Origin of the sequence: Actinocrispum wychmicini (assembly GCF_004345645.1) — a bacterium.
GTDB lineage: Bacteria > Actinomycetota > Actinomycetes > Mycobacteriales > Pseudonocardiaceae > Kibdelosporangium > Kibdelosporangium wychmicini.
On record NZ_SLWS01000011.1, the window covers coordinates 78362 to 99339 of the forward strand.

Sequence of the window (20978 nt, forward strand, 5' to 3'; positions counted from 1 at the left end):
AGAGCAACAAATAAGCCTTCGGCTGTCCACTCTCCAGCGATTGTTGACAACAACTGGACACCATCCTTTGTGGAGCGCTGACACCATGCCGGACAATGTGAACAACGAGGTCATGGACCTCATGCAGGATCTGTACTTCGACGGACCGAACGCACGGGCGCTGCTCATCGGAATCGGATACCGGCCGGCGCAGATTCCCGAGTTCCGGTCCGGCGCGACGTTCTGGCCGGACGTGGTGCTCCGGCTGAGCAGCGGTATCGTTGCGAATGGTATCGGCCGGCTGCTGGCCGCCGCCGTTCGCGACCATCCCGGAAACGCGCAGGCAGCGGAGCTGCTCGCGAAAGTGGCTGGGCCGGCCGGGCCGGTGGCGGTGCTGTGCCTGTTCGCGGATCCGCTGCGCGGCTCGAAGATCCGGATCGACCGGGAGGCCCGGCTGCTCGGCGAGATCAACGATCTGGCCGGGGTGGCGGTGACCATGCGGCACGCCGTCCGGGTCACCGACATCCTCAACGCGGTCATCCACGGCCAACCCCGGATCCTCCACTTCGGCGGGCACGGGACGGCGGACGGCCGGCTGGTGTTCGAGGACGACCGGGGCGGCGCCGCCCGGGTCGGCCTGGAGAACATGGCGCGGGCGATCAAGGCCGTCACGGCCAAGCCGCTGGACTGCGTCGTCCTGAACTCCTGTTTCACGGGCGCGAACGCGGAAGCGTTCCGTGGCGCGACCGCGGCGGTGGCCGGCTCGACCACCGCGATCAGGGACGACTGCGCGCTCGCCTTCGCGCGGGGCTTCTACACCGCGGTCAACGCCGGCCTGGCCGTGCCGAAGGCGTACGACGCCGGGCACGCCGAAGCGGGCCTCGCCGGCTGCGACACGTCCGGTCTGCATTTCGTGTCCTTCGCGGGGAGCCCGGCATGAGCGACGACGATCTGGTCCGGCGGTTCGAGCGGGGCCGCCGCCGCGGCCGTGACCCGGTCAACACCGGGGTGGACGGCATGGCGGTGACGACCACCGACTCGGTCTGGCTCGCCGACTTCTGCGAGGAGTGCGGTCACACGTTCCGGCAGGGCGACCCGGTCTTCGTCCAGTACGGCCCGCCCCTGGTGATACGCCACCACAGCACGGCGTTGCCGTGCTCGCACGCGGTGCAGAGCGACGGCGAAGCCGCTGACGACGCCCGCGCCCAGGTCTTCCACGAGGCGCTCGACCAGGCCAACCCGTCACCGACCGGGACCCACGCCGAACGCCTGCAGCCCGGCCACGAGTTGCTGGTGGATGTCCGGCCACGGCTGCACTGCGCGTTCTGCAGCAAGACCTTCCGGCCGTACGAGCTGGCCGTGTTCTGCCCGTGCAGCCCGGAGGACCCGAAGTGCCGGCTCGGTGTGCACCGCGATCCGGGCCGGGGCAACGACTGTTACGACGCCTGGATCGCCAACGGACCGTTGTCGCGCTGCCCGACCAGCTTCCAGAAGGTGCGGTGACGGGTGACCGAACGGTACGACAGGCACACCCTGATCCCCGACTGGAGCCAGCAGGCGTTGACCGACGCGTCCGCCGTGATCATCGGGGTCGGCGCGGTCGGCTCCGAGGTCGCGCGCCTGCTCGCCCAGGCCGGGGTGGGCCGGCTGCTGGTGTGCGACCCGGACTCGGTGGCGGAGTCGAACCTCAGCCGTGGCACCGGTTACGGCCCCGACGACGTCGGCCGGCCGAAGGCCACGGTGGTGGCGGACGCGTTGCAGGCCCGCGAGCCGAAGCTGGCGGTGACCGCTCGGGTCGCGGACTTCCGGCACGGGGTCGGGCTCGCCGAACTGCGGTCCGCGGATCTGGTGCTGAGCTGCCTGGACAGTGTCACCGACCGGATCGCGTTGGCCAGCAGGTGCAATCTCGTCGAGGCCGGCATGCTGGACGCCGGCACGCATCCGTGGGGCGGTGAGGTCCGCTACCACCCGACCGGCGGCACGTGTTTCGCCTGCGGAGTCCCGGCGGGCGAACGCGCCCTGTCCGCGTGGCATGTGGCGTGCGCCGATCCGCCCCGGCTGGCCGGCGCGTCCGCCCCGGTGTCCGCGCTGACCGCGGCGTGGCAGGCGACCCTGGCCGTCCGGATCCTGTTCGGCCTGCCGGTCGACGCCGGCGCGGTCCGGCTGGATCCGTTGACCGGCGAGAGCCGCCCGGTCCTCCTGCGCCGTGATCCCGAATGCCCGTGCCACCGGCGGCTGGATCCCGACCGGATCACCCGCGCCGGCCTGGACACCGGCGCCACCGTCGCGGACGTGCTCGCCCTCGTCCGACCGGAGGAGCAGCCGCTGGTCTGGCAGTCGGTCGACCCGCTCGGCTCGACCTCGCTGCGGGCCGCCAGTCCTAACGCGACACTCGCCGACCTCGGGGTGCCGCCTGGGGAGATCCTCCCGGTGGTCCGGCCACCGGCCGACGTCAGGTACCTGGAACTCGAGAAAGAAGCGCTTGGCTGATGAAGCATCCGGAAGTCGCCGAGCTGATGGCGAAGCTGTACTTCGACGAGACGACAGCGAAGGCGGTCCTGATCCGGGCCGGCTACCCGCCGCACGTGCTGCCGCCGTTCGGGGACGCGAGCTCGTTCTGGACGTCGGTCATCCAGCAGATGGAGTTGGGGCTCGGCCCGGCCGACACGCTGCCGCAGCTGATCGCCCAGACCGCCGGCACGTTCCAGGGCAACCTCGAGATGCAGGCCATGCACGCGAAGTGGACCGGGACCGAGCCGCCCGCGACCGCGGCGCCGGTGGGGGTGTCCCCGGACGGGCCGTGCCACACGCTGACGCTGGTCGGCGCCGACCTGCCGGACGAGTTCCTGCAGGTGATCCGGGACCAGTTGGGCTCCGAGACGGCCGAACTGCTGTACGTGTCCAAACAGCAGTGTTCGGTGGAGATCCCGGATCCGGGCAGCGGCGCGGGCAAGCTGCAGCAGCAGATCCAGGAGATGGTCGAGACGTTCACGGCCGGCTCGAAGATCAAGGTGAGCTACGCGAAGTACAAGTTCCGGCCGTACCTCTACAGCCAGCTCACCGTGTTCGGCCCGGACACCACGCCGTACCTGCTGCAGTCGGTGCCGGCGACCACGACCCCCGAGGACATCGCCGCGGCGATCGTGGCGCAGACGCGGGCGACGAACGAACGGTCGGGCGGTCCGATCAGCACGGTGATCGACGCGGTGACCGACGAGGGGCCGGAGCGGTTGGACCCGGAGAAGACGTTGCACGAGAACAACGTCAAGGACAAGGACAAGATGCACGTCGGCATCAAGGCGGTGGCCGGGAACATCTCGCCCGAGCTGCGGCTGGAGGCGCAGATGCGGATGCGCGCGCAGATCCGCCGGTTCGCGCTGGGCCACCCGGCGTTCGAGATCGTCGAGTACGACAACGAGGACCTGCCGGACCGGATCACGTTCGAGCTCGAGGGGCCGGGCCTGGCGCCGCCGGAGAACCTCACCGACTTCCTGGCCGGCTCCGAGAACATCAGCATCCAGGACTACCGGGCGTTGAACTGGGCGGAGCTGCGGCCGGTGGAGATCAACTTCCACCGCTTCACCATGCACCTGCGGGAGATGTTCCCAGTTGTCGCGCCGTACGTGATCTGGCGGACGCCGGTGTTCCACCCGAACATCTGGCGGCTGCCGCAGCCGGGGGTGTACCCGGGCACGGTCTGCCTCGGCCCGCTGATGGACGGCTACCGGCCCGATCTCGACTTCGGGTGGCTCTGCCAGCTGCTGATCGACATCGGCACGTACCGCAACTACGACGTGGTGGACGCGCCCACGTACCCGGACCCGCCGGCCGCGCTGTGGGCCCGGACCGAGCCCGGCCAGGAGCTGATCCAGTCGATCGGCGGGCCGCCGATGCGCCAGACCACCCAACGGGAGGACGAGAAGCCGATCGCGCCGGCGTTGTGGCTGAGCCCGTTGGCCGAGCACATGGCGCGGGGCAACCATGGAAGTTGACCTGGAGGTCTTCCGCGCCAGGGACAAGGAGCCGTACTGCCGGTACGACTTCGCCTCGGTGCTGCGCCGGGCCGCGCTGCGGACGTTCGGCGATATGGCCAGGCGGGGCAAGATCGAACTGACCCTGGAGGAGGCCGAGGCGGGCGGGACGCATCCGGGTCCGCCCGAGGTGCGCAACCTGGTGGCCCGGGACGGGAACTGTGTGCTGCGGCTGATCCAGGACGGGAAGACCGCGCAGGAGGTGCGGCTGCCGACCGTGGACCTGGTGGGCCCGGTGCTGGCCGACGAGCTGCGCCAGGTGCGGCCGGGCGAGCGGCACTGGTCGTTCCGGTTGCGGCAGCGGCGGGTGACCGCGCTCATCGTGCTGGGCGACAAGATCGCCGAGCAGCTCACCCGGCTCAGCGGCCGGCCCGAGCCGGTGATCGAGGGGTCGATGGACGTGGATCCCCGCAAGGACAGGCACCAGCCGTTCGAGGTCACCCAGATCGAGGACCAGGACGAACAGCTGGTCCAGCCGGCGGACCTGGGCCTTGACCCGGATCAGCTGGACCGGGTGAACGTGCTGATGCCGGCCAAGATCCACCAGCAGCTGCTCAAGGACATGCCGTTGGCGACCACCATGGAGGAAGGCGGTTTCCTGCTCGGCCGGGTGGCCAAGGCGGACGAGCGGACGCACCTGGTGGAGATCACCCATGTGACACCGGCCCACCGGTCCGGCGCGGGGATGATCCACTTCACGTTCACCGGCGAGTCCTTCCTGGCCGTGCACCGGCTGATCGAGGAGCGCGGCCAGGCCGAGAAACTGGTCGGCTGGTACCACACGCACCTGCTCGGGGTGGGCATCGACATGGGGTTGTCCTCCATCGACGAGGACCTGCACCTGGCGACGTTCCAACGGCCGTGGCAGGTGGCGGCGTTGATCAACATCCGAAAGCGGGACCGGCTGCTGCGGTTCTTCGGCCGGGGCGACAAGGACCTCCAGGAGTACGACCTGTGGATCTCCGATGACAGCGGCGGATACCGCCCGGCACATCCTGAGCTGGGCGGCGAGTGACATGACCGACGCGATGCCCGAAGGCGATCTGGCGGATGGCGAGGATCTGGCCGCCCCGGACGCCGAGTCGCTGCGGCTGGTCGGCCGGCTGGCCTCGGTCACCGCGGCCCGGCTGAGGCTGGAACCGCCTGTGCTGGGCGACAAGCGTCCGCCGAGTGCCGGCGCCGCAGTCGTGGCCGCTGCGGTCGGCGCGTTCCGGCATGAGCGTGCCCGAGCGCTGTTGGGCGTGCTGCGACCGCCGACGCGGGTCGCGGATCTCCTTGCGTTCCACGGAGTTGTCGCGCCCGCGGTCAAGCTGTTGCCGCATCTCGGTGATCAGCTGCGGGACCTCTCGCCGTTGACCGGTGTGCTGGACCGGCCCGGTCCACGAACAACGGCCAGCTGTGAGAGCCTGCTCGACCGGTTACGCACGGACCCGACGGCCCGAGCCATGATCGTGTTGCGGTTCGCCATGCCGTCGGACTCGCCGGAGCAGTCCCAGTGGCGCGGGGAGTGCCTCGCGTACACCCGGCACGAGGACCCGGACTTCGTGGTCGACGTCTACGAGACCGCGCTCCTGCATTACGGGCGGGAGCACGAGATCCGCGCCCGGATCGCCTGGCGGCACGTGCTCGGCGCCGGCCCGGACGACCCCGCGCTGCCCACCGCGGCGTGGTGGCGGGCACTGGCCGAGCTGGAGGCCGCCGAACCGGACCTGATCCGCGGCCGGACCGCGCTGGAGCGGCGCCGGGTCGGCACCAACCTGTTCCGGCGCGTGCAGTCACGGGAAGCGGCATGACTACTCGACTTGAGATCGTCTACCACGACGTCCAGCAGATCACCCACTACAGTGGACAGCCCGCGACCATGCCGTTCGGCACCGCGCTGGCCGAAGCCGGACTTGCCCTGACCACACCGTTGTCGGACGAGGTGGCGGCGCTGCCGATGAGCGCGGTGGACGTCGACCGGCTGGCGGCCGAGCACCTGCCGGAGGGCTCCCGGATCTACTTCGTGGACGGCACTTCTCAGGTCATCACGCACGGATCAGCGGTGCCGGAGCCGGTCGCCGAGCCGGAGCGCCCGGAGTCGATCACCGAAGGGGACGCGACCCGGATCGCGTACGACATATACGTCCAGGACGCCGCGTCGTTCCTGCGGGCGGGCCTGTCTGTGCTCGTGTCGTGCGAGAAGATCGTCGTACCGCACCTGGCCGAGCACATCGTGGTGGCCGGCGGACAGGAGGCGCGGCTGCTGGCCGTGCCCACGTCGCCGGAGGAACGGGCCGAGCCGCCGATCGACATGCGCCAGCAGGGGACCACGAGTCTTCGGCAGCGCCTGCTGGCGCAGCTGCGGGATCTGTTGCAGGACATCACCGCCGGGCAGGTCGTGGTGATCACCCAGCTCGACCTGCTCGGCGGCGGGTCGGACGCCGGGCTGGCCAACGAGACCCGGGACCTGGTCGATCTGTTGTACAGCACGGAGAACGCCGTCCTGCTGGGGTTCAGCGACCCGTCGTTGCAGCTGCCGGAGGTGCTGGCCGCGCGGTTCGCGGTCCGGATCGCGATCGAGGGCAGTCCGCGCGCGGTCCGGCACCCGCGGGACGGCAGCCGGCAGCCGATCGACCAGGCGCTGGTCACCGTGGCCGAGGCGGAGCGGTTCGCCGGGATCGACAAGATCGACCTGTACAAGTACGTCGCGGGCCTCAACCCGGTGCGGCTGCGGCAGGCGATCAGGTACGCCTACGAGGAGACCGAGGGCCGCGCCGACGTCACGGTGAAGGACCTACAGGACAACATCCGGAAGTTCAAGGCCCAGGCGTCGAGCAGTTTCGAGATCCCGACGGTCAGCTTCGACGACATCGGCGGGTACCGGGACGTCAAGGACGAGATCCTGCGGGCGCTCGACGTGATGTCGTCGGCGCGGTCGCTGCCCGAGCAGTACCGGGAGCTGCGCGGCGAGCTGATCCCGCGCGGCTTCATCTTCCACGGCGAGCCGGGGACCGGGAAGACCTTGTTCGCCAAGGCGATCGCCAACCTGATGGAGGCCACCATCCAGGTGGTGTCCGGACCTGAGGTGACCAACAAGTACGTCGGCGAGAGCGAACGCAAGATCCGGGAGCTGTTCGCGGAGGCCAGACGCAACGCGCCCGCGGTGATCGTGTTCGACGAGTTCGACTCGATCGCCGCCAGCCGCAGCTCGTCCGACGACGGCGGCAGCCGCGCCGGCAACGCGATGGTGGCGCAGATCCTGACCGAGATGGACGGGTTCCGGCCGGACGTGCAGATGCTCGTGATCGGCACCACCAACCGGCTGGAGATCATCGACCGGGCGTTGCTGCGGCCCAGCCGGTTCCAGAGCTTCCACATCGGACTGCCTGACCCGGAGGCGCGGCGCGGCATCATCCAGGTGCACGCCAGGCGGTTCGACATCGACGTGACCGGCCTGGTCGAGCCGCTGATCGACGCCACGGACAAGTGGAACGGCGACGAGATCCGCGCGCTGTTCCGGGACGCGTTCGTCGGCCGGTGGCGCCAGGGTGTCGCGGCGGACGCGGACCGGCTCGGCGAACTGGTCGGGCACTACCAGCGGGCCAGGCGAGGACAACGGCAAAGCAAGGCGGGACGCCAGTGAAGCCCAGTGATCGTCAGCTGCGAACCATCCGTGGCCTGCAGACCGTCCGGCGTGACCTGGACGCGCGGTTCGTCGGCCGGGCACAGGCGGTGGCGCTGCTCGTCCTCGCCGTGGTGGCGCGCGAGCACGTGCTGCTGATCGGGCCGCCGGGCACCGCCAAGACCGAGTTGATCACCCGGTTCGCCGGCCTGATCCAGGCCCGCCGGTTCAGCTACCTGCTGACCCGGTTCACCGAGCCGTCGGAGATCTTCGGGCCGCTGGACTTCGAGCTGTTCCAGGCGGGCAGCTACCGGGTGAAGACCGAGGACATGCTGCCGTCGGCCGAGGTGGTGTTCCTGGACGAGGTGTTCCAGGGCAGCGGCGCCATCCTGAACACGTTGCTGTCGTTGATCAACGAACGGCGGTTCCACAACGGCTCGCAGACCGAGCGCACGCCGTTGATCAGCGTGTTCGGTGCGTCGAGCGAACTGCCGGACGATCCTGGGCTGCAGGCGTTCAGCGACCGGTTCCTGTTGCGGCTGGAGGTGGAGTCGGTCGCGTCCGCCCAGCTGGCCGACCTGCTGACCCGTGGCTGGGAGCACGAACGGGCGCGCGTGCCGCCTGGCGGTGAGCCGCCTGTGCTGCTGATGGAGGACCTGCGGGCGTTGTCCGACAGCGTCCGGGAGGTGGACATCGATCCGGTCCGCGGGATCCTGGCCGACCTGGTCGGCGAACTGCTCGCCCAGGGGGTGACGCTGTCGGACCGCCGGATCGTGCGGGCACAGAAGCTGGTCGCGGCCGCCGCCCTGCTGCGTGAGGACGGCACGGCCCGGCCCCGGGACCTGTGGCCGATCGCGCATCTGTGGACCGTGCAGTCGGACGCGCCCCTGGTCCGGGACACGGTCAACGAGCGGGTGACGGCCGACGGCGGTGAGCCGCTGGCGCCTGGCCGCAGCCCGGAGCATCTGGTGGCACTGGCCGAACGCGAGGCCAGGCGAGTGCTCGACCGGCAGGGGATGGTCCCACGCGGCACGGTCGTCGCGGCCATCCGCGCGGTCAACGAACTGCTGACCGAGGCACGGACCCATCACCCGGCCGTGCACACCGCGCACAAGCTCATCCGTGAGTGGCGGGACCGGGTCTCCATGCTGCTCGACCAACACTCCTGAAAGGAGGAGTCCATGTGCAACCCCAGAAGGGTGCGGGTCCAGGCCACCCGCAAGATCGCCGAGGCGTGGCGGACGGAGATCAAGCAGGCCGCGACGGCCCGTGGTGACGTCAGCTCCGAGGCGCGGATGACCCAGTTGATCAGCGACTACCTGCCGGAGCCGGCGCGCCGGGCGTTCGAGCAGGCCATGCGGTCGTCGCCGGACTGGGAGCTGACCGACGGCGAGTACCGCCGGGAGGTCCCGGGCGGTCACGTGGCGTACCGGCCGGACACCGGCGAGCTGGAGATCGTGGTGCGGCTGAGCGTCGCGATCGAGGCGGTCGGCACGGCGAAGCTGGTCGCCGAAGGCGAGGTGGTCGACGAGGTCACCGCCGAGGGAATCGGCACGTACTACGCCGACGGCTTCGGCGGTATCACCGAGGAACACGCGAAGCGGCAGGCGGAGAAGGCGGCCGACGCCAAGCTGACCGAGCTGGCCGAGCAGCGCACCGCGAGCTTGAAGCAGAAAGCCGAGGACAAGGCCAAACACGAGCTGAAGAAACGTCAGCGCGAGGCGACCGAGCAGGCCAAACTGTCCGCCGAGCACAAGCTGACGACGCAGGCCCAGGAGCTGCAGACCGGCCTGGACGTGCGCGCCGGCGAGCAGTTGGAGCAGGTCCAGGCGGAGACGTTGAAGGGCATCTTCCAGCTGGTGGCGGCCGGCTACTCGGCGGCGTTGCAGGAGTACGCGGCCCAGTACGGCCAGAACCTGCAGGTCAGCGAGGAAGACGGCGTCATCGCGATCGAGTTCGAACTGGAGCGGTGACCATGCGCGTCAAAGTGAGGTTCCGGGTGAACGCCGAGACCGGTGAAGTGGAGCAGTTCCTGATCGAGGACATCAGTACCGCGGTGGAGCCGGAGCACGACAAGGTGCACGACCGGATCGCCCACGAGGTCGGCAAAGTGGTGGAACGACGGCCCGCACCCGAGCAGGTGACCGACGCCCTGGCCGGGGACACGCCGCCGCTCGTCTATCAGCCGGGTGACCTGCTGCCATCGGCTGGGGACCAGCACCGGGAGCGGGAGAAAGCCAACGAATGACGACGACCGCACGGCTGCACATGCTCGCCCAGGCGGCGCTTTGCTTCGAGCAGGCCGGGCGGCCGGCGGACGCCGCCAGGTGCCGGGATCGCGCGGGTGAGCCGGTCGCGGCGGCGGAGCTGTGGCGGGCCGCGGGCGAGGAGGCCAAGGCCGCTGACTGTTACCGGCGGGCCGGCCGGACCGGGGACGCGGCAGCGTGCCTGCTGGCCCTCGGCCGGCCGGAGGACGCGGCGGAGCTGTGGCGGGAGGCCGGCCGGCCCTTGGAAGCCGCGTGGATCCTCGCGGTCGACGCCCGCCAGCCGCAGCGGACGCACCGGCTGGTGACCCGGATCAAGCCGGCCGGCCGAGGTGAGGAACTGCGGCTCCGCTTGACGGTCGCGCTCTGTGCGGCGCTGGAGCGGCGGCCGGAATCGCTGGTCACCGCGCTGCGGGCGGTCGAGCGGGAGTTGGCCGAGGTCACCCCGGCCAGCGAGCAGGACAAGCTGGTGCGGTGGGCGGTGCAGGCCGCCGACCATCTCGGCCGGCCGGACCTGGCGGCGCAGGTCTTCGCGGCGGCGTACCGGTGTCGCGTGCGAGGTGTCACGGCTCGGTGGCGCGAGTGGGCCCGGTCGGCGTTGGGCGGCACCGCCGGCGTGCCGGAACGGGATCTGTGATGGCACTGTTCCGCAACAGGAACCGGCCGGAGGAACCACCGCCCGGCAACCCGTTCCACATCACCCCGCTGGACGAGTCCACGGCGCCGCCCCCGCCGCAGGAGGCCACGCCGACACCGGCCCCGAAGACCGCGTTCGCGGTCCGGTTCGACAGCCCCGCGGACGCGCTGACGTTCCTCGCCGCGGTCCGGGAGGACGGCGCCCGCCGGCATCCGCAGGCGTTGCGTGCCCCGGACCGGGGGATCTGGGTGGTCGTACCCGGGTACCGGCCGGCGGACGTCCAGCTGAGCTGGGCGCTCGGCGGCTTGGTGAACCTGCCGGACGGCCCCAACCTGGTGTCCCCGCGCGGGTTCCGGCACAGCTGGGACATGGTGCAGGCGTGGCCGCCGGTGTCCTGGGTGGAGCTGGCCGCCGGGGTGGTGCCCGGCGCCGGCGTGCCGGAGCAGCCGGAGGTCGTGGTGGTGACGACCGGTTCGCTGGCCCGCTGGATCATCGACCGGTTCCAGTCGTCCGATTTGGACATCCGGGTGGCGACCGTGCGGCTCAACGCGTTGTTCGTGCCGCACCCGCAGCACTGGCACGCGGTCCTGCTCCGGGTGACCGGCCGGGGCCGGGCCGTGCCCAAGGCGTTCACGTCGGCGCTGACCGGACTGCCGAACACGGTCGTGTGCCGGCTCAGTGGTGGGCAGCTGCTGATCGACCAGCGTCTGACGTTGCCGTTGCTCGACACGGAACTTGCCCGCTGGGTGCCTGACGGCCAGGAGTGGCTGCTGGCCGGGGATCTCGGCGCGTGGCAGGTCACCGAGCGCAGCACCGAGTACGTGCCGCCGCTGCGGGCGAGCAGCGCGCTGCGGCCGCCGCCGGCCCCGCCGCCCGGCCGGTTGCCCGCCGACCTGGGGATCGAGGTGTCGCTGGTCCGGGACGACCAGCCGCACCCGGCCGACGCGCTGCTGCTCAGGGATGAGGATCTGGCGCCACTGCGGCGTTTCCTCACCGGGCATCCCGCGGCCGAGCGTGCCTTCCTCGTGCTGGGCCCGGACCGGCACCTGTACGCCGAACCGGGGCGAGCCGTGTCGGACATCCCGTTCGGCGTGCCGTTGCACCGGCTGGGGCCGGGCGCGCTGTACCAGGAGGCGGGTTACCGGCTCAAGCCGGCGTTGCCCGCGCCGGCCAGGGCTCGGCTGTTCGCCGTGGACGACCAGTCGGTCGTGGTCCTGCAGGCCGGTGAGGCGCACCGGCTGTCGTTGCGGAGCACTGTTCCGGTTTGGGCGCTGTGGCTGGGCCCCACGGTCGACGCCGATCCCGCGGCGGAACCGCTGTCGGCCGCCGCCAAGGCCGTGCTGGTGCACGTCGACGCGGCGGACGCCCGGACCGAGCCGCCGGACATCTCTGGCGACGTCCCGTCCACCGAGCAGGAGGGCCTGTACACCGAGGGGTTCCAGCTGGAACAGCAGGGCAAGCTGGCGGAGGCGGCCCGGAAGTACTGGGAGGCGGGCCAGCCGGCACTCGCCGCACGACTGTACGAACTGGCCGCGGACGCCGAACGATGACCGCGCTGACGCGGATCGCCTCATTGCCGGTGCCGCAGTGCCGCTGTGTCCGCGTCTCCCCGGACGGCACCAGCGTGTTGACCGTCGGTGCCGGCGCGGTCCAGATGTGGGACGCGGCGAGCGGGCAGCTCGGCTGGTCGCGGCCGTGGGCGGCGATGGCCGAGTTCCCGGTCGAGGCGGTGTGGAGCGGCGGTGGCGACACGGTCACCCTGGTGGCCGACGCCCGTCTCGGCCTGCTTGACGCGTTCAGCGGGGCGGACCGGCCACTGCCCGACGAGCTGGCGGGGCGCACTGACATCACCGCGACCGCGCTGTCGACGATCGAGCCGACCCTGGCCGTGGGCACCCAGGAAGGCATCGTGCTGCTCTGGCAACAGGATACCGGACGGGTGCTCCGGTTGCGCGGCGGCGGGGATCCGGTGACCGCGCTGGCCTGGCGGCCGACCACGAACGAGCTGTGCGTGGCCAAGCCCCGGTCGTTGCAGCTGTGGGAGCCGGCGAACGAGGTGATGATCTCGTCGATGCACGTCGGGGACATCCACCCGCTGCGGCTGGTGTGGACCCCGGACGGCGACCTGATCATGGTGATGGGGCTGGCCGAGGTCCGGGCGCTGAGCGCGGCGACCCGCGCGGACAGCGCGCCGCCGCTGGCCACCCGCGGCCGGCCGACCGGACTGGGGGTCAGCCGGACCGGGGCGACCCTGCTGGTGGGCATGCCGGACGGCTCGGTCGAGTTGCTCGACCGGCGGCTGCACCGGCCGGACGTGACAGCCGGTGCCCAGGCCGCCGCGGTCATCGAAGCCGCGTGCCTGCACGTGAACGACACCGGCCTGGTCGCGGTCCGGGCCGGGCCCGATTCGGTCGGGCTGTACACGTTGCCAGACACCCAACGTCCCGCCCGGGACCAGCACCGGACCGTCACGCTTCGCCGCTGGGCGGCCGGGGTCGCGCGGTCGGCCGGCGGGACACCGGAGGAGCCGCCACCCGCGCCCGTGCCCACCACGGTCGCCCGGAAGTCGGGCTTCGCCTGGGCCGACGACGGCTGGTACCGGCATGCCACGAACAGCGGCCGGGTCCACCGGTTCACCGGGGACGGCGGCAAGCTGTGGAAGGCGGAGGTCGGGACCGGGCCGATGGCCACCGGAGCGGGATACGTCGCGGTGGGTACGGCAGGCGACGAGATCGTCGTGTTGGACGGCACGACCGGCACACAGGTCATCACCGTCCGGGGGACTGGTGCGGCTTCCTTGTCGTCGTGCGGGATGGCGGTGGCTGTACCGAACCGGCGCGACCTGGCCGTCGTCGATCTGCTGGGGGAGCGTAGAGCGCGAAACGTCCCGGTGCCGGACCGGACAGGCGACCCGTGCTGGTCACCGGACGGGACACTGCTGGCCGCGCCGACCGCGAACGGCGTGCTGGTGTGGGACGGCGAAAGCCTTGAGCGGCTTCGACGGCTGGACGTCGGCGCGTCCCGCCGCAGCGGTGTGCTGGCCTTCTCGCCGGACGGCGGGTATCTCGCGTTGGCCCGCTCGGACGGACCTGTCGCAATGTGGAACACCGCCACCTGGCGGGCCGAGCAGCCGACGATCCCGTCCGGGCCGTGGAGCGGCGAGGTGCTGGCCTGGTCGCCGGACTCGCGTCTGCTCGCCGTTCCCGCCCCACGGCCGATCGGCGCCGTGGACTTGTGGGACGTCCAACGCGGTCAGACCGTGATGACCATTCCGCCGGCGCCGGACGGCCGTAAGCCGGTGGTCGGCGTGTGCTGGGCTGCCGACGGGCGGTTCGCCGTCGTCCACGACGAAGGCACGGTGGTCAGCTGGACCATCACGCTCCCAGCGCGAGCCACTGGCGAGCGTGTGCCTCCTCAACAGCTGCCCGCGCTCGTGGCCGCCACCGCCGCTGTGGGCACGATGGTCAGTGTCCCTGTCCTCGTCGACCTGTTTTCGTTGCTGCTCGGCCAAGACGCGGGACGTCTCGACGAACTCTCCCGGCATCCCGGTGTGACGATGCTGCGCGGGTTGCGTTGGCCCGCCGACGCCGTCGTCGGTCTCGCCGTGCTCGTCGCCGCCGGACTGCCCGCGGCCGAGGACACGCTGCCGCCCGACCAGGCCACCCAGGAGGAGCTGCACGCCGCGGTCGAGCAGGCGATGGAAGGCGTGTCAACGGTTTCGCAGGCGTACGAACCGCCGATGGCCGCGCTGTTGGTCGAACTCGACCGGATCGACGACTCCGTGATCGTCCTCGCGACACTGCTCGGTCCGGACGCGGTGGCGGCCGCGCCGGACGTGCTCGCCCGGGTGCGCAGTCAGAGCTTCGGCGGCTGGTCGTTGGCGCCGCGCCAACAACGTCTGCTTGGCCTGCGATCCATGCTCCGCGCCGACGGCAGGTCCCAGGGCCACGGCGTGGGCGACACCCGGGCCGGCATCGCCCGGCACGGGGAACTGCCGTCGCTGCTGCCTTCCCAGCTCGCGTCGCCGCGCGAAGTGTTGGCCGCCAAGATGTCCCGCGACGAACTGCTCTTCCGGACCCGGCAGGGCGGACTCGCCGTGGAGGCACAGCCGGTGGTGCTGGTCGTCGACGACACCGCGGCCGCGTTCGGCACGGTCGGCGTGACCTTGCGGATCGTCGCCAATCTCCTCGCCGGCATGGCGATCCGGCAACGTCGCCGGTGCGCGTTGGTGTTGCTCGGATCCGCGGATGTCACGTTCCTGGCCGAGATGGCGGATCTCGTCCATTTGTGGGCCGGCGGCAGTGTGGAACGCCCGAACCTGCCGGCGGCCCTGGCCGCCGCCGGGACAGCCGCCGCGCAGCTCAGCGACGTCCTCGGTGGACTGCCCCGGCTGGTGGTGTTGACCCACCCGTACCTGGACTGCCCCACCCGCCCCGGCCTGCACGTCATCCGGGTGCACTATCCGGGGCTGCCGACCGGCGACCCCGCGCCGCGAACCCATGTGCTGGCGCCGGCGGCGGGCCCGGCGGAGATCCACGAGGTGATCGGCGCGGTCCTCACCGACCGCACGTAGTTTCGGTCAGCCGCAGAGCATCTGCTCGATGTCGTCGTCCGGGCCGAGCCGGTTGAGGATCTCTTCGAGGACCTCGGGCCGGAAGGCGTCACCGAGGATCTCCACGCCGTCCTTGCCGACCGAGATGCGCATCCGGACCAGCCGTCCGTCCGGGTGGTTCGGGTAGTCCTCCGGCTGGATGAGGTCGGGCAGGTGCTCGACGAACCGGAACTCGCTCACGCCTTACCAACGCCCTTCGATCGCGGTACCGCAGTCCGGGCACCGTCCGGCGACGATCCTGTTCTCCCGCAACGACCATACTCCCCGGCTCAGCACTGTGGAACCGCACTTCGGGCACCGGGTGGCCCGGCCGTCGTCGCCGAGGGCCCGTTCGACGTAGACGTACTTCAACCCGGCCGCCCGACCTGCGGCGACCGCGTCGGCGATGTCGTCGGGCGACGTCGGATCCTCGTCGCGCATCCGGTACGCGGGGGTGAATCGCACCAAATGCCAAGGGATTTCGGTGCTGATACCGGCGAGTACGTCGGCAACGCGCGCAGGCTCGGTCACGCCGGGGATGATCGGCGTCGACACCTCCACCCACGTGCCGTGCTCCCGGAAAAGCCCGATGGTCTCGATGACGGGCCGCACGGATCCCCCGGTGAGCCGCCGGTGGGACTGCTCGTCCACGCCCTTGAGGTCGATGTTCACCGCGGCGACCGCGGGCGCTGTCAGGGCCACCGCTTCAGGAGTGAGAAAACCGTTGCTCTTCCAGACAATCTCGACACCCACGTCCCGACCGAGGCGCGCCAGTTCGAGCGTCAGTTCAGGCGCCAACGAAGGCTCGGTGTAGGACAACGCCACGTTCCCGCCCATCGCCGCGGCTTGGCCGACGATGTCCGCGGGGTCGACCGCGTTCGCGTTCCACACCGACTCGTCGTCCCGACCGTACTGCGAGATCCGGAAGTTGACGCAGTAGTCACACCGGAACGAACACCCCGGAGCGGCCAGGGTGACCGTGGAAGTCCCTGGGCGGTAGTGAAAGAAAGGCTTGCGCTCCACGGTGTCCACATGCGCGACGGACGACGCGAACGTCGCCGTCTCCAACCCGCCGTCCGCCGAACCGCGCCGCACCTTGCACGCGCCGACCTGCCCATGGCCGAGTACACAGTGATGGGGACAGAGACGACACCGCACGCCTCGTTCAGTGACCTCGCCGAGCACCGCCGGCACCCATTCCACCGCGCGGATTCTACCCGCTGAGCCGTTCCCGCCGGCGATATTGCGTTGTCGAATCCGTCGTGGATCGGGATCATCTTCGGTGTGTCACAGCAGTTGCATGTTCTGCGGAACGTCATTCAGCCAGACCCGGCCTCGGTGCTGCCGGTCCGGCTGCAGTTCGACGACGCCGACTCACCGATCGACGTGCTCGACGCGTTGCTGATCGCGCGGTTCGCCGCCGGCGAGCACAAGGCCGCGCACACCAAGTCCCTGAAGCGGGTGCGGGCGGAGGCTTCGTTGCTGCCCGTCGGGGCCACGGTGATCCGGACCGTCCAGGACGAGAACCGCAACGCTGTCCTCGCCGTCGGCGAAGGGTGGGTGGCGCTCACCTTGCTGTGGCGGGAGAACCGGAACGGCTCGGTGACGGTCACCGCCGTCGACGACGAGTTGGCGGCGCGGGTGCTCGCCCAGGCGACCGACGGGGTCGAAGAGCCGCCCACCGAGGAGCAGGGCCAGGTCACCATGGGCTTCTGGCACCTCGGCGACCACGGCCCCCGCCGGCGCACCCGCGAGATCGACGCGCCGACATGGCCGGAGATCAGCCGCAACTACCCGTCGAACGCCGCCGGCGCGATCGAGCAGCTGATGGCGATGCGGCCGGGCAAGCTGGCCGGTCGCCTGATGCTCCTGCACGGCCCGCCTGGCACGGGTAAGACGACTGTGCTGCGTGCGCTCGCGCAGGCGTGGCGCGAATGGTGCGAAGTGGACTGTGTGCTCGATCCGGAACGGCTGTTCGGGAGTCCGACGTACCTGATGGACGTGGCTGTCAGCGACAACTCCGACGACAAGAAGGAGTGGCGGCTGCTGATCCTGGAAGACTGCGACGAACTGATCAGCGGGGACGCCAAGCAGTCCACCGGGCAGGCGTTGTCGCGGCTGCTGAACCTCACCGACGGGTTGCTCGGCCAGGGCTGCCGGACGCTCGTCGCGATCACCACCAACGAGGACCTGTCCCGGCTGCACCCGGCGGTCACCCGCCCGGGACGCTGCCTGGCGCAGATCGAGGTCGGCGCCATGCCGCGGCACGAGGCCGAGGCGTGGCTGGGCCGGCCCGGGGTCGGCCCGGAAGGGGCGACGCTGGCGGAGTTGTTCGCACTGCGCAACAACTTGGCGCCGGTGGTGGCCGAGGTGGACGACATGCCCACGGGGATGTACCTCTAGTGGCCCGTCTACCAAGGTTCGCCGGGTTTCTCGACGGCCCAGCTTCCCGCTGACCGCACGGCCGAACCGGGCGAGTACGCCCGGTACGAGCCCGGTCCGGCCGCACGCCCAGCGGAAACCTGGATCCGCCGAATAAACCCAGCAACCTTGGTAGACGAGCCACTAGGAACGTGCTCCCGGCCGGCGACAGCCGCCGGCCGGGAGTCGCGGCGTCATTTTGTCGCTGGAGTCGCCGCGTCCCACATCGCCAGCATCTCCGCGCGGTGGAGTTGGAGCCACTGGTTCCCGATGCCCTGATGGAAGAACTTCGGCTTGAGCGCGCCTCCCTGCACCCGGAACGTGTAGCGCTGGACGTACGCGGTGGCTTCGCCGGTGCTCCAGTCGAACAGGAAACCGCCGTACGGCAGGAGGAACGGGATCACCCTGATCTCCACCAGCCGCGGATAGCGCTCCTGGATCGCGAGGTACTTCGCCAGCGCCGACTCGACCCTCGACTGTTCCTGCTGGTCCAACGCCCCGCCGGGAAAGCGCATCGCGGTCATGTGGATCGCGGCGTCGCATTTCGGGTCGAGGAGGAGGACGCGGATGTGTTCGCCTTTGCGCAGTTTTTCCTGGATGACGTCGTAGTAGCGGATCAGGATGTGGCTTTGGTGGATTCCGATCAGCAGCGTTTCGGTGGCGTTCCGGAAATCCTCGTCCAGGCTCGCCGGGAACGCGGCGGTGATCTTTCCAGCGGTCACCGGGTCCGTTTCGTCGGTGGCCTGGACCGCTGGTCTCAGGTCACCCGTGACAAGCGCGCGTTGTTCGCCCAGGGTGATCGACTTGTACGCGGTGACCAAACAGGAGATGAGTGCGATGACGAACACGACCGCGCTGGTCACGCTGATGACCGGCGCCGAGTTGGTGAGTCCCGCGGTGAAGCCCGCGCCGGAGCCGGTGGCGAACAGGAAGGACACCCCGAAAATGAGCAGGTAGGCTGGTTTCGCCGCCAGCCCCTTGGCCACGGTCGACAATTCGTTTCCGGCGTCAGCTGAAGTCACACCGCACCCCTTTCGACTCAGCCCTCCTCGGCACCCGGAACACGTCGGACACGGTGATACCCGACTTCTCCAGAAAAGCCCGTTTCAACGGGTTGTTCGTGAGCAGGGCCACCGAGACGACCTTGAAGTGCCGCAGAATCTCCACCACGTCCGTGTAGCCGCGCGCGTCTGCCTGGAATCCGACGGCTTCGTACGCGGCGCCCTGCGGGAGCCCCCGGCGCTTGACCGGCTCCGCGAGCATCTTCGCCAGGTGCCCGTTGCCGCGCCCTTCCTGTTCCAGCCACACGATGATGCCGCGCCCGGCCCGGACCACCTCGGCCTGGGCGTGGTCCATCTGGGCGGAACAGTCACACGATATCGAACCGAATCCGTGGGCCGACAGACACGACGAGTGGATACGGCATAACAGGCGGCTCGCCCCGGCGATTTCACCGACCGTGAGGGCGACCGACTGGGACAGTCCGTTGTAGAAAAGACTCTCCCGAAACGTGCCGTGCCGGGTCGAGATGCTATCTTGTGCTAACAAAATCACTCCGCATCTCCAAGTCAGAGAAAAGGCTCACTCCGTCGCTCGTCTCCGTCGGCCCGACTTCTTCCCATAGTTCCTCGTACATGCTCTTGACCGGCGCGACGAACAGCCCTTCGTCGCCGGTCCCGAGGACCTCGTGCTCGAACAGGTCGATCACGTCCGGAAACCGGTCCCCCCGAACGCGGAACACCAGGTCGCGCGTGTCCTGGACCTGCCCGGTCCGCTTCACCCTGAGGTCAAGGTCACCGATGACATCGTCAAAGGCGGGATGGAACTTGAGGTGCCCGCCCACCGCCTTGTAGAAGATCGAGCCGGTTTTGCGGAGGTTCTTCACCGCCAGTTGGAACAGGTAACCCGGCCCGCCCGGCAGTTCGCATCGCAACCTGGCCAACACCCCCGGGCTGAAGAGCACCTCGTCACGCGGCCCGATGCGCTGACGAAGACCCGCGTCGACGTCACCGGTGGCCGACGGCGACAGCCCGCCCACGCTGTCGCCGTACGTGACCCGCCCGTCCGTGACGAGTCGCGTACCCATCGACGCGAGCCTGGACGCCGGCACCACCGCCAGCCTTGGCGGCAGTTCCGGGAGTTCGGTGGTGAGCGAACTGTAGTCAGTCGCGGCGAGTCGCAGGCGTTCCGGCGTCACCTGGTTGTCGCGGAAGCGAAGTTTCTCCGTCGTGAGGAACGCGGACAGCTTGTCGAGTGCGCGGCCGGTGATCTCCCAACTGAAGATGAACCAGGTCTTGTACTCGACGAAGCCGTCACGCTGCACCCAGATGTGGCGAACTTCCGGGACGACACCGGGCCCGCGAGGCGGGTCGACCGGGCCCCGGCACGTCCTACCGCCCATGGTGTTCTGCTGCTGTTGTATCACGTTCCCGCTTCCATTGTGTGACGACCGACTCGTACTCGAATCCGGAAATCGCGCTTCCGGATGGATAGCCACCGGATCTGATCTCCGGCCCGGAATCGGTACCCCACGATTGTCCTTCGGAGGAGAAGTTGATCGAGTGTTCGATGTTGAGCGCCCCGAACCGGATCACCACCCAGTGACGCTGGGCCAGGTGCGGCCGCAGCCTGCGATACAGGCGCTCCGCCTCGGCCCTGGTGCCACTCGGCTGCGAATACGCGCCGAACATCTGCGCCAGGGTGTCCAGTTCGACCGTGACCAGATTCGCTTCGGCGAGAAGGCGTACCACTTCGTTCCGGTCCACGTAGTCGAGCAGATTGTGGGGGACGACATCGACCGCGAAGAGGCAGTTCGAAAGCCTCGCCGCCTGAGCGATCGAATGTGCGACCGTGATCGACTCCGGCGCGGTGAGCAGGAGGCAGTCCATCGTGAGGATATCGGAGTCGAGCGCGGGTGTCAGGTTGTGGTGTACCCAGTCCCGATCGAGTGACAGATACGGTGATCTCGGACTGGCCATCGAGTACCGACTCTTGGGAACCAGACCTGCGGAATCGCGGAAAAGCGCCACGGTCAGCCCGTTCGGCGAGTCGACCTCCCTGATGGTGGTGTCCGTGGCGACCTCGTGCACAGCGGACCGTAGCGACTCGGAATAACTGTCGGTCCCCACGGCCGAAACCACGTGCCTGCTGTCGAAGTGCGGCGCGAACGCGCGGCACATCACCAGAGCGGTGCCTCCCGGGGTGACCAGCATGTCCCGGTAAGAGGTGTACCGCGCACACTCCGGTCCGAAATCGTAACTGCCCAATTGGACACTGATGTCCATCCGTAGATCACCGACTATGGTGACCGAGTGCGTCATGTCCGGTGGTACGGGCAATGCCAACGCCGCCATGTGACCATCCTGGTGGGCAGCCGACTACCTGATTGGTCACGACTATATCGCGCGTACTCCCACCGATGTTGCGCTTACCCCAAGTGCTGCAGGACCGT

At 69.8% G+C, this 20978-nt stretch carries 20 protein-coding genes; 14 read left to right on the forward strand and 6 right to left on the reverse strand.

Annotation, left to right across the window (positions count from 1 at the left end; genetic code table 11):
* The first annotated feature begins 85 nt into the window (after nt 1-85).
* From EV192_RS39825 to EV192_RS39885, 13 genes are read left to right on the forward strand one after another with little or no spacing between them, the layout of a single operon-like run.
* Nucleotides 86-919 carry an effector-associated domain EAD1-containing protein gene (locus EV192_RS39825; protein WP_165960872.1) on the forward strand — a complete coding sequence of 278 codons (834 nt, stop codon included), beginning with the start codon at nt 86-88 and terminating at the stop codon, nt 917-919.
* Entirely contained in the window at nt 916-1482 is a 567-nt protein-coding gene (locus EV192_RS39830; RefSeq protein ID WP_132123850.1) for a hypothetical protein, read from the forward strand. The genes EV192_RS39825 and EV192_RS39830 overlap by 4 nt, the downstream gene beginning before the upstream one ends.
* A gap of 3 nt (nt 1483-1485) precedes the next feature.
* On the forward strand, nt 1486-2469 hold the full coding sequence (locus tag EV192_RS39835) for a HesA/MoeB/ThiF family protein (protein WP_132123851.1): 984 nt from the start codon (nt 1486-1488) through the stop codon (nt 2467-2469).
* A complete protein-coding gene (locus EV192_RS39840) occupies nt 2469-3971 on the forward strand; it encodes an effector-associated domain EAD1-containing protein (RefSeq protein WP_132123852.1) in 1503 nt (500 codons plus the stop codon). Before EV192_RS39835 ends, EV192_RS39840 begins: the two co-directional genes overlap by 1 nt.
* Nucleotides 3961-5025 (forward strand): JAB N-terminal domain-containing protein, encoded by a 1065-nt coding sequence (locus EV192_RS39845; RefSeq protein WP_132123853.1) that lies wholly within the window; start codon nt 3961-3963, stop codon nt 5023-5025. Before EV192_RS39840 ends, EV192_RS39845 begins: the two co-directional genes overlap by 11 nt.
* Nucleotides 4976-5803 (forward strand): hypothetical protein, encoded by an 828-nt coding sequence (locus EV192_RS39850; RefSeq protein ID WP_132123854.1) that lies wholly within the window; start codon nt 4976-4978, stop codon nt 5801-5803. Before EV192_RS39845 ends, EV192_RS39850 begins: the two co-directional genes overlap by 50 nt.
* Nucleotides 5800-7635, forward strand: a complete 1836-nt coding sequence (locus EV192_RS39855) for an ATP-binding protein (RefSeq protein ID WP_243727369.1) — start codon at nt 5800-5802, stop codon at nt 7633-7635. The genes EV192_RS39850 and EV192_RS39855 overlap by 4 nt, the downstream gene beginning before the upstream one ends.
* Nucleotides 7632-8783, forward strand: coding sequence for an AAA family ATPase (locus EV192_RS39860; protein ID WP_165960873.1), 1152 nt, complete (start codon nt 7632-7634; stop codon nt 8781-8783). The genes EV192_RS39855 and EV192_RS39860 overlap by 4 nt, the downstream gene beginning before the upstream one ends.
* Before the next feature lie 12 nt (nt 8784-8795).
* Entirely contained in the window at nt 8796-9587 is a 792-nt protein-coding gene (locus tag EV192_RS39865) for a hypothetical protein (RefSeq protein ID WP_132123856.1), read from the forward strand.
* A 2-nt stretch (nt 9588-9589) separates the two neighbouring features.
* On the forward strand, nt 9590-9862 hold the full coding sequence (locus EV192_RS39870) for a hypothetical protein (RefSeq protein WP_132123857.1): 273 nt from the start codon (nt 9590-9592) through the stop codon (nt 9860-9862).
* Nucleotides 9859-10515, forward strand: coding sequence for a hypothetical protein (locus tag EV192_RS39875; RefSeq protein ID WP_132123858.1), 657 nt, complete (start codon nt 9859-9861; stop codon nt 10513-10515). Before EV192_RS39870 ends, EV192_RS39875 begins: the two co-directional genes overlap by 4 nt.
* Nucleotides 10515-12065: a hypothetical protein gene (locus EV192_RS39880; protein WP_132123859.1), complete on the forward strand. Its 1551-nt coding sequence runs from the start codon at nt 10515-10517 to the stop codon at nt 12063-12065. The genes EV192_RS39875 and EV192_RS39880 overlap by 1 nt, the downstream gene beginning before the upstream one ends.
* Complete coding sequence (locus EV192_RS39885) at nt 12062-15088, forward strand: WD40 repeat domain-containing protein (RefSeq protein ID WP_132123860.1); 3027 nt, start codon at nt 12062-12064, stop codon at nt 15086-15088. Before EV192_RS39880 ends, EV192_RS39885 begins: the two co-directional genes overlap by 4 nt.
* Before the next feature lie 6 nt (nt 15089-15094).
* Here EV192_RS39885 and EV192_RS39890 read toward each other — a convergent pair whose 3' ends face one another.
* Both EV192_RS39890 and EV192_RS39895 read right to left on the reverse strand, forming a co-directional pair.
* Nucleotides 15095-15307 carry a radical SAM-modified peptide, FtsH ternary system-associated gene (locus tag EV192_RS39890; protein WP_132123861.1) on the reverse strand — a complete coding sequence of 71 codons (213 nt, stop codon included), beginning with the start codon at nt 15305-15307 and terminating at the stop codon, nt 15095-15097.
* A gap of 3 nt (nt 15308-15310) precedes the next feature.
* Entirely contained in the window at nt 15311-16309 is a 999-nt protein-coding gene (locus EV192_RS39895; protein WP_132123862.1) for a radical SAM protein, read from the reverse strand.
* Nucleotides 16310-16390: 81 nt separating this feature from the next.
* Here EV192_RS39895 and EV192_RS39900 point away from each other — a divergent pair, with 81 nt between their 5' ends.
* Nucleotides 16391-17509 carry a DUF5925 domain-containing protein gene (locus EV192_RS39900; protein WP_207926573.1) on the forward strand — a complete coding sequence of 373 codons (1119 nt, stop codon included), beginning with the start codon at nt 16391-16393 and terminating at the stop codon, nt 17507-17509.
* A gap of 212 nt (nt 17510-17721) precedes the next feature.
* On the opposite strand, the gene EV192_RS39905 is transcribed toward EV192_RS39900, so the two are convergent.
* The 4 genes from EV192_RS39905 to EV192_RS39920 are packed head-to-tail and all read right to left on the reverse strand — an operon-like array spanning nt 17722 to nt 20556.
* The gene (locus EV192_RS39905; RefSeq protein ID WP_132123863.1) at nt 17722-18549 is read right to left on the reverse strand and encodes a hypothetical protein; all 828 of its coding nucleotides are present in this window, start codon (nt 18547-18549) and stop codon (nt 17722-17724) included.
* Complete coding sequence (locus EV192_RS39910) at nt 18536-19081, reverse strand: GTP cyclohydrolase II (RefSeq protein ID WP_132123864.1); 546 nt, start codon at nt 19079-19081, stop codon at nt 18536-18538. Before EV192_RS39910 ends, EV192_RS39905 begins: the two co-directional genes overlap by 14 nt.
* Complete coding sequence (locus tag EV192_RS39915) at nt 19059-19928, reverse strand: hypothetical protein (protein ID WP_132123865.1); 870 nt, start codon at nt 19926-19928, stop codon at nt 19059-19061. Before EV192_RS39915 ends, EV192_RS39910 begins: the two co-directional genes overlap by 23 nt.
* The gene (locus EV192_RS39920; RefSeq protein WP_341770970.1) at nt 19918-20556 is read right to left on the reverse strand and encodes a hypothetical protein; all 639 of its coding nucleotides are present in this window, start codon (nt 20554-20556) and stop codon (nt 19918-19920) included. The genes EV192_RS39915 and EV192_RS39920 overlap by 11 nt, the downstream gene beginning before the upstream one ends.
* Nucleotides 20557-20978: the final 422 nt, after the last annotated feature.